We start from the raw sequence: 11,807 nt of genomic DNA, 5'->3' as shown, positions 1-11,807 counted from the left end.
GGCAGGGCTCGGGCCGGTGGGGGCGCTAAAACAGGAAATAGCGCTGCGCCATGGGCAACACTTCTGCCGGCTGACAGGTCAGCAACTCGCCATCGGCGCGCACCTCGTAGGTTTCTGGATGCACCTCGATATGCGGGGTGGCGTCGTTCAGCTTCAGGTCTTTTTTGCCGATCTTGCGGGTGTTTGTCACCGCGACGGTCTGTTTGGCCAGCCCCAGCGCGTCGCCGATGCCTTCGGCTTGGGCGGCGGCAGAGACAAAGGTCACGGCAGAGTTTTCGACAGACCGGCCATAGGCGCCGAACATCGGCCGGGAATAGACCGGTTGCGGTGTCGGGATCGACGCGTTGGGATCGCCCATCTGCGCACAGGCAATTGTCCCGCTGAGCAAGACCATTTCCGGCTTCACGCCAAAGAACGCCGGGTTCCACAGCACCAGGTCCGCGCGCTTGCCCACCTCGACACTGCCAATCTCATGCGAAAGCCCATGTGCGATGGCAGGGTTGATGGTGTATTTTGCGATATAGCGGCGGACGCGGAAATTGTCGTTGTCGCCGGTCTCTTCGGCCAGCCGCCCGCGCTGTTTCTTCATCTTGTCGGCGGTTTGCCATGTGCGGATCAACACCTCGCCGACCCGGCCCATCGCCTGGCTGTCGCTGGCGATGATCGAAAACGCGCCCATGTCGTGCAGGATATCCTCGGCGGCGATGGTTTCGCGGCGAATGCGGCTTTCGGCGAATGCCACGTCTTCGGGGATGGATTTATCCAGATGGTGACAGACCATGAGCATATCGAGGTGTTCCTCGATCGTGTTCACGGTAAAGGGCCGCGTCGGGTTGGTGGAGGAGGGCAGAACATGCTCTTCGCCACAGATCTTGATGATGTCGGGGGCGTGGCCGCCGCCCGCGCCTTCGGTGTGAAAGGCGTGGATGGTGCGGCCCTTCATTGCTTTGACGGTGTTTTCGACAAAACCGGATTCGTTAAGCGTATCGGTGTGGATCATCACCTGCACGTCCATGGCATCGGCCACCGACAGACAGCAATCAATTGCCGCCGGGGTGGTGCCCCAATCTTCGTGCAGTTTGAGACTACAGGCCCCGCCACGCACCTGTTCCTCCAGCGCGGCAGGCAGAGACGCGTTGCCCTTGCCCGCAAAGGCCAGGTTCATCGGGAAGGCATCCGCCGCCTGCAACATCCGCCCCATATGCCAGGGGCCGGGGGTACAGGTGGTGGCCAGCGTGCCATGCGCGGGGCCGGTGCCGCCGCCCAACATGGTGGTCAGGCCGGAATGCAGCGCATCCTCGATCTGTTGCGGGCAGATAAAGTGGATGTGGCTGTCAAAGCCACCTGCGGTCAGAATGCGACCTTCGCCCGCGATACATTCGGTGCCCGGCCCGACAATGATGTTCACGCCGGGTTGCGTGTCGGGGTTGCCCGCCTTGCCAATTGCCACGATCCGCCCGCTTTTCAACCCGACATCGGCCTTGATGATGCCGGTGTGATCAACGATCAGCGCGTTTGTGATCACAGTGTCCACTGCGCCATCCAAACGCGTGGTCTGGGCCTGGCCCATCCCGTCGCGGATCACCTTGCCGCCGCCGAATTTGACCTCTTCACCATAGGCCAGCGCATTGGCGCCGCTGCCGCCAGAGGTGGCGCTGCCGGCCAGTTCAGCGGTCAAATCCCGCTCGACCTCGATAACAAGATCAGTGTCAGCCAGGCGCAGGCGGTCGCCCACAGTGGGGCCGAACATGGCGGCGTAATCGGAACGTTTGATCGTGGCGGGCATGTCTGGGCTCTCTATTGAAGGGATAGTTTCATGTGAAGGATGCGATCGTCGTCGCCGTGGAACACGCTGGGATCGGTGAAATATTCAAAGCCGAGGCTTTCGTAGAGTGGCAATGCCTCAACATGGCGATAGACCGCATCAAGCCAGAGGGTGTCATAGCCCAGGGCGCGGGCTTCTGTGATGATCGCCTCGCCCAGCTTGCGGCCAAGACCCTTGCCACGGGCAGACGCCCGAACATACATCCGGTTCATTTCGCCGCCGGTGTCGCCATGCGGTTTCAGCATGACCAGACCGGCGGGCGCGCCATCCAGCATTGCCAGAAAACATTCACCATGCGGTGGCAGGAAGAACCGGTCAAAGGCCGCAAGCTCGCCCGCAACATCCTGATTTTTGATATAATCGTCGATCATATCCAGCATGTCGGGATAGCGCTCGCGCAGCACGTCAAAGAATTCCCAAACCATGGCACGTGCGGCGGCGATTTGGGAATCGGTGCGAACCTTCTCGATAGCATGGGGCATTATGGCGTCCTGAGATGCGGGCGCGGGCGCGTCAGAGATCGCCCATCACCTGCTGGTTAAAGCCAAAAATCCGTCGCGCACCGGAAACCGGGATCAAATTGACCTCGCGCCGTTGGCCGGGCTCAAATCGTACGGCGGTGCCCGCCGCAATGTCGAGCCTTTTGCCGCGTGCCGCATCACGGTCGAAATCCAACCCGGGATTGGCTTCGGCGAAATGGTAATGCGAGCCGACTTGCACCGGGCGGTCGCCGGTATTGGCCACCATCAGCGTTGTCACCTCGGCGCCGGGGTTCAGCGTCAGCGTGCCCTCGGCGGGAAACAGCTCTCCGGGGATCATTTGCGCCGCACCATCAGCGCGGTTGCCAGCGCAACAACGGCCAGACCCAGCACCACGGTCAGCCAGTTTCCCGCGCCATGCGGGTGAAGATGCGCGCCGGAATGGGCAAGCGCGGGCGTGGCAGTAAGCGCAAGGGCGGGGGCAAGCATACGGGTCATGTTGGGTCTCCTGTTGAGGGGGGCGGTGGGTTGGAAATCCACTCTACCGAATGGGGTTGTGCACGGTGACAAGCTTTGTGCCGTCGGGAAAGGTTGCTTCGACCTGAACTTCGTGGATCATTTCCGGCACGCCCTCCATGCATTGGTCGCGGGTGATGACCTGGGCGCCGGCCTCCATCATGTCGGCAACGGATCGGCCATCGCGCGCGCCTTCGACCACGGCATCGGTGATCAGGGCAATCGCCTCGGGGTAGTTCAGCACCACACCACGGGCCAGCCGCTTGCGTGCGACTTCTGCGGCCATGGCGATCAGCAGTTTGTCCTTTTCTCGGGGGGTCAGTTGCATGTGGTCAAAGTCTCCAGGAAACAGGCAGGGTATCGCCCGACAACAGGTCGAGTATGGGAATAAGATGTTTGCGCAGCATGTGGCTGTCCGGGCAGAGCAGCCGCAGGGCCAGCAAATCAGGTGCCAGAAGGCTGGCACCGCAGGTGGCGGGCAGTTGGCTGCGGATGGTGGTCAGCCGGGTTTCGGCGTCCGGCGCGACATAAACCAGCGACGCCATCGCGCCCATGCCATCCGCCACGGGGCGCAGGGCCAGTTGATCCGATATTGCCCCCTCCAGGTGCAGCGCATCGCGGTACAGCGGTCGGCCGCCCCGCGTGACTGTGATCCGGTCATGAAACCGGCCAGAGGTAAGGCACTCGCCCATGGCAGCACGGCCAAAGACCACCGGTTCCACAAGCAAGAGCCGCGCATCCGCCGCCAGATCAATGTCCAGACGTCGCGACAGCGCACAGCCATCATAAAGGATCACTTCCTGCGGCAACCAATGCAGCGTCGCCCCCTCGGCCACCTTGATGGCAGAGGTGACATGACCAAAGTCGCCTTCGCGGCTGCGATAGGCGCGTTCCGCGGCCTGCGTGGTCAGGCCCAGCGCGGCACCTGATCCGACTTCTGCCGTCAGGGCCAGTTGATCGCCGCCCGTCACGCCGCCAGATGTATTGATCAGGATCGATTGCAGCATCCCGCGTCCGCGCGGGAACAGCGCCTTGTACGCGCCAACCTGGCGCAAACCATCAATCACGCTGTCGGGGCCGCGCCGCTTGGCTGACAGGATGATTCCGCCACGTGTGCGCGGCTGACCCTGATCTTTGGCAGCGGTTTTGCCGGTGCGGGTCTTGGCCTCGGGGGCAATCATATGACGGGGTTGCAAGGTGATGGGACGATTCCGGTTGGTTGCTTGAATTGCCACGTATTGAGCATAGCCAACCGGTGAATGGCCAGATTCGCGGCAGTTTCGAGACATCGCGCCGGAAATTTAGATCAATTATTGTGCATGTGTGGCTGGTTGTGCCTATAAATTAATCATTAACCATTGATCGTGGCCAAAACGCGCCGCCAGAATTGATCCCGTTGCCGCAATGCAGAACCAATATCCGTGCTCAGCCGAGGGGATGAACCGACGTGATGGGCGTGTGACGACCGCTGAACTGGCATTCTTCCGGCCGCCACACATTTCGCAACAACGACGTTGCAGGGTCTGTATCTATGTCCGCGCCCATTTCGGTGCAATGGCAATGCAGATACCCTGCGGGGAGAAAAGATTGATGATCCGTTTCACAAAGACCATGACATCCATTGCCGCGCTTGGGCTTTTTGCTGCTACGCCCGCGCTGGCCGCCGATTGCCCGATCAAAGTCGGGGTTCTGCATTCGCTGTCCGGCACCATGGCGATTTCGGAAACCACCCTGAAAGACACCATTGAAATGCTGGTCGAGCAGCAGAACGAAAAGGGCGGCCTGCTGGGCTGTGACCTTGAGGCTGTTGTTGTTGACCCTGCGTCCGACTGGCCGCTGTTTGCCGAAAAAGCACGTGAACTTCTGTCGGTTCACGAAGTTGACGTGATCTTTGGCAACTGGACCTCCGTGTCGCGGAAATCGGTTCTGCCGGTGATCGAAGAGCTGAACGGCCTGCTGTTCTACCCTGTGCAGTACGAAGGCGAAGAAATCCTCGAAAAATGTGTTCTACACCGGTGCCGCCCCCAACCAACAGGCGATCCCGGCCACAGATTATTTCCTCGACGAACTGGGCGTTGAAAAATTCGCCCTGCTCGGCACCGACTATGTCTATCCGCGTACCACCAACAACATCCTTGAATCCTATCTGAAGTCCAAGGGCATTGCCGAAGAAGATATCTTCGTCAACTACACGCCGTTTGGTCATTCCGACTGGGCCACCATTGTGGCGGATGTTGTCGCGCTGGGCGCCGACGGCAAACAGGTTGGCGTGATTTCCACCATCAACGGCGACGCCAACATCGGCTTCTACAAGGAACTGGCAGCGGCTGGCATTTCGGCGGATGACATCCCCGTTGTGGCGTTCTCGGTTGGTGAAGAAGAGCTCTCGGGCCTTGATACATCGAACCTCGTTGGCCACCTCGCGGCCTGGAACTACTTCCAGTCGGCAGAATCCGACGACAACACAGCGTTTATCGAAACCTGGAAGGCCCGCATGGGCGAAGAGCGCGTCACGAACGACCCGATGGAAGCACACTATATCGGCTTCAACATGTGGGTGAACGCCGCGACCGAGGCTGAAACCACCGATGTCGATGCCGTGCGCACCGCGATGTATGGCCAGACCTTCCCGAACCTGACCGGCGGCACCGCCGAGATGCTGGTGAACCATCACCTGTCGAAGCCTGTTCTGATCGGCGAAATCACCGCCGATGGCCAGTTCGATATCATCAGCCAAACCTCGGAAGTGCCGGGCGATGCCTGGACCGATTATCTGCCGGAATTGGCGGTTCTGAAATCCGATTGGAAAGATCTGGGTTGCGGTATGTACAACACCGAAACCGAAACCTGCGTACAGATCAAATCCAACTACTGATCTAAACGGTCTCCTCCCAGGGGGCGCGGCTTTGGTCGCGCTCCCGCTCTCCTTTTCCTCGCAAGAATTGGCCCCCCTTATGCACCGCGTTCTTCTCGTGTGTCTGGCTTTGCTGTGTCTGCCCATCACGGCGACGGCTCAGGACGGTTCGCCCGACCCAGCCCAGACAATCCAATCCATCTTGCAAGAGCATCAGGCGCTGGTCGCCAAGCCGTCGCGCCGCTCCATCGGTACGGTGCTCGATGCGCTGGTGGGCTCTGGCAATCCCCAGGTGCCCGGGTTTCTCAATCGGTTTGTGGAACGCGATGTCTGGGAACGCGACGCGGATGGCATGTTCTTCTATGCAGCCAAATCCGGTGATGGCTATGACCTGACCGATATTGACAGCGGCGAAGTGGTCGCAACGGCGGTGTCCAGTGATGGCCTGTCCAATATCAAACCCAACGGCGGTGTGCGTCGTGAAATCGGCGCGGCGCTGGTCCAGTTTCAACTGTCCGACCCCGATATCAATCGCCGCCGCGAGGCGCTGGATGCCATTTCCCGCAATCCCGATCCGACCCAGCTTGCGGCGCTGGCCGCGTCGATCGCCGGGGAAACAGATCCCGCCCTGAAGACCCGCAAAGAGCGTCTGGTCACCTATCTGACCGCGCGTTTTGGCGACAACACTGCCGCACGCATTGCGGCTATCGCGGGCCTGTCCCGCGATCTCAGCGTCGAGGGCCGCGCAGTTCTCAATCAGATTCTGACAGTGAAATTCACCGCGGCCAATGAGGTGCCAGAGGGCGCGAATATTGCCCGTGTGCTGACCGCAGGCGACACGATTGACCGCGACGTGGCCTATGCCGCACTGGTCTCGGCCGATCTTGCGCCGCCATTGGTCACCCCTTCCGATGTGCGTGCCGCGCTTGAGGCCAATATCGTCGACGGCCGTGTCGGCGGGCTGGCACTGGCCCGTCTGGGCCGCGATGACGCCCGCGCAGAAGCCTATGCCGCACTCGCCGCCGAGGGCACAGTCCCGCAGATGGTCACCGACGCCGATGTCGATGCCGCGCTCGACGCCCATGTGTTTTACGAAGCTTACGACGAGCCCGACGCCGCCATCACCGATGCCGCCGAAACGGCGCTGGCCTCGGTCGAAACCCGCGTTGGCGTTGGCCAGACCATCGACCTGACGATGGACGCGGTGTCGCTGGCCTCGATCTACTTCCTCGCCGCCATCGGCCTTGCCATCACCTTTGGCGTGATGGGCGTGATCAACATGGCGCATGGCGAATTCATCATGATGGGCGCCTACACCGGCTATGTGGTGCAGCTGTTCATCCCTGATTACACCCTGTCGCTGATTGTCGCCCTGCCGCTGGCCTTTGCCGTCACGTTTGCCGCCGGCGTTGCGATGGAGCGCCTGGTGATCCGCTGGCTCTATCATCGCCCACTGGAAACCCTGCTCGCCACCTTCGGCATCTCCATCGCGCTGCAACAGCTGGCCAAGAACATCTTCGGCACCCAGGCGCGCCCGCTGACCTCACCGGGCTGGCTCGACGGCGCATGGGTGATCAACGACGTGGTGCAGATCTCCTACATCCGTATCGCCATCTTTGTGCTCGCGCTGATGTTCCTTGCGCTGCTGTTGTTCATCCTCAAGAAAACCCGCCTCGGGCTAGAGGTCCGCGCCGTCACGCAAAATCCGCGCATGGCGTCGTCGATGGGCATCAACCCCGATCGCATCAACATGCTGACCTTCGGTCTCGGCTCCGGCATCGCCGGGATCGCCGGTGTCGCCATCGGCCTTTATGCCAAGGTCACCTCGGAAATGGGCGCCGACTATATCGTGCAGAGCTTCATGACCGTGGTTGTCGGCGGTGTCGGCAACGTCTGGGGCACGCTTGCGGGCGCCACCCTGATCGGCTTCCTGCAAAAGGGGATCGAATTCTTCAACCCCTCGAACACCCTCGCCGCCCAGACCTACATGATCCTCTTCATCATCCTGTTCATTCAGTTCCGCCCGAAGGGCATCGTCGCCCTCAAAGGCCGGGCAGCAGGAGATTGATCATGAAAACGCCATACCTTCTTCTGTTCAGAAATATCCCGGGGGTTCCGGGGGCGGCGCCCCCGCGGCGCGCAACGCGCGCCACCCCCCAGCGACGCGCAGCAGCGCGGCGCAACCAAATCAAGGGCCAGCAGCAATGAACCGCTCTCTCGTCTTCCGCAATCCGTCGATCCTGATCTTCCTCGCGGCGCTTGGGCTTTTCACCCTGTCGGTCACCGCCCTCTCCGAGGCCACAGGCATTGGCTTCATCTCGACCTCTTTCGTGAAAACTCTGGGCAAAACCCTCTGCCTCTGTCTCATCGCCATCGCGATGGACGTGGTCTGGGGCTATTGCGGCATCCTTTCGTTGGGCCATTTCGCCTTCTTCGGCATCGGGGGGTACGCCGTCGGCATGTGGCTGATGTACGCCCGGACAGAGGCGATTGTCGTCGAAAGCCTGCAATCCGGGGCCATTCCGCCCACATCGGGCGAGATAACAGACGCCATCGGCAGCCAGATCTTCGGCGTTGTTGGCTCTTCGGAATTCCCCACGATCTGGGCCTTTGCCCATTCGCTGCCATTGCAGCTTCTGGCCGTCATCTTGATCCCCGGCCTTCTGGCGCTGGTCTTTGGCTGGCTCGCCTTCCGCTCGCGCGTTACCGGCGTTTATCTGTCGATCCTGACCCAGGCGATGACACTCGCCCTGTCGCTCTATCTGTTTCAGAACGACACCGGCCTGCGTGGAAACAACGGTCTTTCCGGGTTACAGAATATTCCGGGGTTTGAGGCGACGCCACAGGCCACGATTTCCATCGCCTTTTTCTGGGCCTCGGCGCTGGCGCTGGGGGCGGGCTATCTGCTGTTTGCCTATGTGGTCGACGGCAAGATGGGCAGCGTGATCCGCGCCATTCGCGACAACGAGGCACGGGTGCGTTTCCTTGGCTATCATGTCGAAAGCTACAAACTCTTTGTTTTCACCCTGACGGCCATCGTTTCGGGCATTGCCGGCGCGCTGTATTATCCGCAGGCGGGCATCATCAATCCGGCGGAAATCGCGCCGATTGCCTCGATCTATCTTGCGGTCTGGGTGGCCATTGGCGGGCGTGGGCGGCTTTACGGCGCGGTGATCGGCGCGGCCTTTGTCTCGCTTCTGTCCAGCTGGTTCACCGGCGGCGGCGCGCCCAACATCAATCTTGGGTTTTATGAAATCAAATGGACCGATTGGTGGCTGGTGCTGCTTGGTCTCAGCTTTGTTGCTGTGACCCTGTTCTTCCCCAAGGGGATTGGCGGGTTGTTTGACCTGATCGTGATGAAAAAGGCAGAGGACAAGCCATGAAAACGCTTTTGGAAATGTCCGGCGTCACGGTCAGCTTTGATGGCTTTCGCGCCATCAACAACCTCAGCTTTCAGATCGGTGAGCCGGAAATGCGCGCCATCATCGGCCCCAATGGCGCGGGCAAGACAACCTTTATGGACATCATCACCGGCAAGACCAAACCCGACGAGGGCCGGGTGTTGTTTGGCGAAAAATCCGTGTCGTTGCTGAAGATGAGCGAAAGCGAAATCGCCCGCTCTGGTGTGGGGCGCAAATTCCAGAAACCCACGGTGTTCGAGGCCCAGACCGTGCGCGAAAACCTTGCCATGGCGCTGGCCAACAAACGCGGCCCGTTTGATGTGCTGTTTTATCGCAAAAGCAAACGCGGGGCGGAACGGATCGAAGAAATCGCCGAATTGATTGGCCTGACCGAAGAGCTGAAACGCCAGTCGGGCGAGCTGAGCCACGGCCAGAAACAATGGCTGGAAATCGGCATGTTGCTGGCCCAGGATCCCCGGCTGTTGCTGGTCGACGAACCGGCGGCGGGCATGACCCCGGCGGAACGCGAGAAAACCACCACCATGCTGGTCGAAGCGGCCAAGAAACATGCGGTTGTGGTGGTGGAACACGATATGGAATTTGTCCGCCGTCTGAATTGCAAGGTCACGGTGTTGAACGAAGGCTCTGTCTTGGCCGAAGGCAGCCTTGATCATGTGACACAGAACAAAGACGTCATTGACGTCTATTTGGGGCGATAACATGCTTGAAACCCGCGATTTGACGCTGAAATACGGCCATTCCCAAATTCTGCACGGCATTTCGATGCAGGCAGAGGCGGGCAAGGTCACCTGTGTGATGGGCACCAACGGGGTGGGCAAGACCAGCCTTCTGAAGGCGATCTCCGGCACCCATCCCCGCGCAGGCGGGGATCTCTTGATTGATGGCGAATCCATGGGCCGTTTGCCGGCACATGCCTTGGCGCAAAAGGGCGTCGGCTATGTGCCGCAGGGGCGGGATGTCTTTCCCTTGATGACGGTGATGGAAAATCTCGAAACCGGTTATGCCTGTCTGCCGAAATCCGAACATTTTGTTCCGGATGAGATTTTCGAATTGTTCCCCGTGCTGAAACAAATGCGAAACCGTCGCGGTGGTGACCTTTCGGGCGGGCAGCAGCAGCAGCTGGCGATTGCCCGTGCGCTGATCACCAAGCCGAAACTTTTGTTGTTGGACGAACCAACCGAAGGCATTCAGCCCAATATCATCCAGCAGATCGGCGAAGTGATCAAATACCTGCGCGGCAAAGGCGGAATGGCGATCATTCTGGTCGAACAGTTCTTTGATTTCGCTTATGATCTTGGGGATCATTTTGTGGTGCTGAAACGCGGCGAAGTGGTGTTGGAACGTGATCGCGAAGACGCCGACCGCGAGACTTTGCTGAAACACGTTTCGGTCTAGAAACCGGCTTTTCATTGCCGCGCGTTGTGGCATGTTGAGCCCATGACAGATTTCACCAAGACCCGCGCCATGTTCCATCTGCCGGATGGGATGATTTACCTTGATGGCAATTCGCTCGGCCCTTTGCCGCGCGCCGCTGCGGCGCGTCTGCAACAGGCGGCAGTGGACGAATGGGGCGACATGCTCATCACCGGTTGGAACCGGGCGGGATGGATGGATATGCCGACCCGCCTTGGCGATCGGATCGGGGCGCTGATCGGGGCCGCGCCGGGCAATACGGTGCTGGGCGACACCCTGTCGATCAAGGTCTATCAGGCGCTGGCCGCCGCGTTGGAAATGCGCCCGGATCGCCGGGTGGTTCTGTCCGACAGCGGCAATTTTCCCACCGATCTCTATATGGCGCAGGGGCTTTTGGGCAGTCTGAACCGCGGTCATGAATTGCGGGTCGTCGCGCCCGAGGCTGTTGAGGCGGCGATTGGTGATGACATTGCCGTGCTGATGCTGACCCATGTCGATTATGCCACCGGGCGGATGCATGACATGGCGCGGTTGACCAAACGGGCGCAGGACGCCGGTGCGGTGGTGATCTGGGATCTGGCACATTCCGCCGCGCGGTGCCGGTGGATTTCGCCGGCTCGCACGCGGAATTTGCCGTTGGCTGCACCTATAAATACCTCAACGGCGGGCCGGGCGCGCCCGCATTCATAAGCTTGCGCCCCGACATCGCCGCACAGGTGCGCCCGGCGCTGGCGGGGTGGCTTGGCCATGACGCGCCATTCGCCTTTGAGCCGGATTATCGCCCCGGCTCGGGCGTGGCGCGGATGCGGGTTGGTACGCCGCCGGTCCTGCAAATGGCGGCACTGGATGCGGCGCTGGATGTCTGGGATGATGTGACGATGGCCGATATCCGCGCGCAATCGGTGGCGCTTTGTGACCGGTTTATTGCAGGGGTCGAGGCCAGCTGTCCTGATTTGACGCTGGCCAGCCCGCGGGATGCCGATCAGCGTGGCTCTCAGGTATCGTTCCGGTTCGACGCTGGCTATGCTGCGATGCAGGCGTTGATTGCGCGTGGGGTGATTGGCGATTTCCGTGCGCCGAACATCATGCGCTTTGGCTTTACCCCGCTGTACATCGGGGTCGATGACGTTGACTGCGCGGTTGAAATCCTGGCCGAGATCATGACAACCGGGGCCTGGGATCAGCCGGAATATCATCAGCGCAATGCCGTGACGTGATCCGGGGGCCCGGGACGCGATATTGTGAAGTGATTTGCCAAAATGTCGTCATAAGCTTCACGGATATGTCGGTGCGGAACA

The 11,807-nt window shown here is 60.5% G+C and carries 10 protein-coding genes and 2 pseudogenes; 6 read left to right on the top strand and 6 right to left on the bottom strand.

What is annotated here, in order from left to right:
- Positions 1-25: 25 nt before the first annotated feature.
- Genes ureC through AC0L4F_RS19050 form a run of 6 tightly spaced genes read right to left on the bottom strand, consistent with a single transcriptional unit; the run spans position 26 to position 4,016 of the window.
- Positions 26-1,786, bottom strand: a complete 1,761-nt coding sequence (gene ureC / locus AC0L4F_RS19075) for an urease subunit alpha (protein WP_244690977.1) — start codon at positions 1,784-1,786, stop codon at positions 26-28.
- 11 nt (positions 1,787-1,797) lie between these two features.
- Positions 1,798-2,307: a GNAT family N-acetyltransferase gene (locus tag AC0L4F_RS19070; protein ID WP_244690976.1), complete on the bottom strand. Its 510-nt coding sequence runs from the start codon at positions 2,305-2,307 to the stop codon at positions 1,798-1,800.
- A 31-nt stretch (positions 2,308-2,338) separates the two neighbouring features.
- Positions 2,339-2,644, bottom strand: a complete 306-nt coding sequence (locus AC0L4F_RS19065) for an urease subunit beta (RefSeq protein ID WP_244690975.1) — start codon at positions 2,642-2,644, stop codon at positions 2,339-2,341.
- Positions 2,641-2,802 carry a hypothetical protein gene (locus tag AC0L4F_RS19060; protein WP_244690974.1) on the bottom strand — a complete coding sequence of 54 codons (162 nt, stop codon included), beginning with the start codon at positions 2,800-2,802 and terminating at the stop codon, positions 2,641-2,643. The genes AC0L4F_RS19065 and AC0L4F_RS19060 overlap by 4 nt, the downstream gene beginning before the upstream one ends.
- 43 nt (positions 2,803-2,845) lie before the next feature.
- Positions 2,846-3,148 (bottom strand): urease subunit gamma, encoded by a 303-nt coding sequence (locus AC0L4F_RS19055; RefSeq protein WP_244690973.1) that lies wholly within the window; start codon positions 3,146-3,148, stop codon positions 2,846-2,848.
- A 4-nt stretch (positions 3,149-3,152) separates the two neighbouring features.
- The gene (locus AC0L4F_RS19050; RefSeq protein ID WP_244690972.1) at positions 3,153-4,016 is read right to left on the bottom strand and encodes an urease accessory protein UreD; all 864 of its coding nucleotides are present in this window, start codon (positions 4,014-4,016) and stop codon (positions 3,153-3,155) included.
- Between the two features lie 415 nt (positions 4,017-4,431).
- On the opposite strand from AC0L4F_RS19050, the pseudogene urtA reads away from it, so the two are divergent.
- From urtA to kynU, 6 genes and pseudogenes are all read left to right on the top strand, one after another.
- A pseudogene (gene urtA, locus AC0L4F_RS19045) lies at positions 4,432-5,695 on the top strand (urea ABC transporter substrate-binding protein).
- A gap of 79 nt (positions 5,696-5,774) precedes the next feature.
- Positions 5,775-7,742: an urea ABC transporter permease subunit UrtB gene (gene urtB / locus AC0L4F_RS19040; protein ID WP_244690971.1), complete on the top strand. Its 1,968-nt coding sequence runs from the start codon at positions 5,775-5,777 to the stop codon at positions 7,740-7,742.
- A 136-nt stretch (positions 7,743-7,878) separates the two neighbouring features.
- Complete coding sequence (gene urtC, locus AC0L4F_RS19035; RefSeq protein ID WP_244690970.1) at positions 7,879-9,057, top strand: urea ABC transporter permease subunit UrtC; 1,179 nt, start codon at positions 7,879-7,881, stop codon at positions 9,055-9,057.
- The gene (gene urtD / locus AC0L4F_RS19030) at positions 9,054-9,794 is read left to right on the top strand and encodes an urea ABC transporter ATP-binding protein UrtD (protein WP_244690969.1); all 741 of its coding nucleotides are present in this window, start codon (positions 9,054-9,056) and stop codon (positions 9,792-9,794) included. The genes urtC and urtD overlap by 4 nt, the downstream gene beginning before the upstream one ends.
- 1 nt (position 9,795) lies before the next feature.
- Positions 9,796-10,491, top strand: coding sequence for an urea ABC transporter ATP-binding subunit UrtE (gene urtE, locus AC0L4F_RS19025; protein WP_244690968.1), 696 nt, complete (start codon positions 9,796-9,798; stop codon positions 10,489-10,491).
- Positions 10,492-10,533: 42 nt separating this feature from the next.
- Positions 10,534-11,726, top strand: a pseudogene (gene kynU / locus AC0L4F_RS19020) (kynureninase).
- Positions 11,727-11,807 lie beyond the last annotated feature (81 nt).

The organism is Marinovum sp. J2-8 (assembly GCF_055808435.1).
Note: the sequence above shows the minus strand (reverse complement) of the source record. Positions and strands in the feature narration are given on the sequence as shown.

Excerpts from the sequence above, each read along its gene's own strand:
- ureC (WP_244690977.1), bottom strand. The coding sequence starts at position 1,786 with ATGCCCGCCACGATCAAACGTTCCGATTACGCCGCCATGTTCGGCCCC.
- AC0L4F_RS19070 (WP_244690976.1), bottom strand. The coding sequence starts at position 2,307 with ATGCCCCATGCTATCGAGAAGGTTCGCACCGATTCCCAAATCGCCGCC.
- AC0L4F_RS19065 (WP_244690975.1), bottom strand. The coding sequence starts at position 2,644 with ATGATCCCCGGAGAGCTGTTTCCCGCCGAGGGCACGCTGACGCTGAAC.
- AC0L4F_RS19060 (WP_244690974.1), bottom strand. The coding sequence starts at position 2,802 with ATGACCCGTATGCTTGCCCCCGCCCTTGCGCTTACTGCCACGCCCGCG.
- AC0L4F_RS19055 (WP_244690973.1), bottom strand. The coding sequence starts at position 3,148 with ATGCAACTGACCCCCCGAGAAAAGGACAAACTGCTGATCGCCATGGCC.
- urtB (WP_244690971.1), top strand. The coding sequence starts at position 5,775 with ATGCACCGCGTTCTTCTCGTGTGTCTGGCTTTGCTGTGTCTGCCCATC.
- urtC (WP_244690970.1), top strand. The coding sequence starts at position 7,879 with ATGAACCGCTCTCTCGTCTTCCGCAATCCGTCGATCCTGATCTTCCTC.
- urtD (WP_244690969.1), top strand. The coding sequence starts at position 9,054 with ATGAAAACGCTTTTGGAAATGTCCGGCGTCACGGTCAGCTTTGATGGC.
- urtE (WP_244690968.1), top strand. The coding sequence starts at position 9,796 with ATGCTTGAAACCCGCGATTTGACGCTGAAATACGGCCATTCCCAAATT.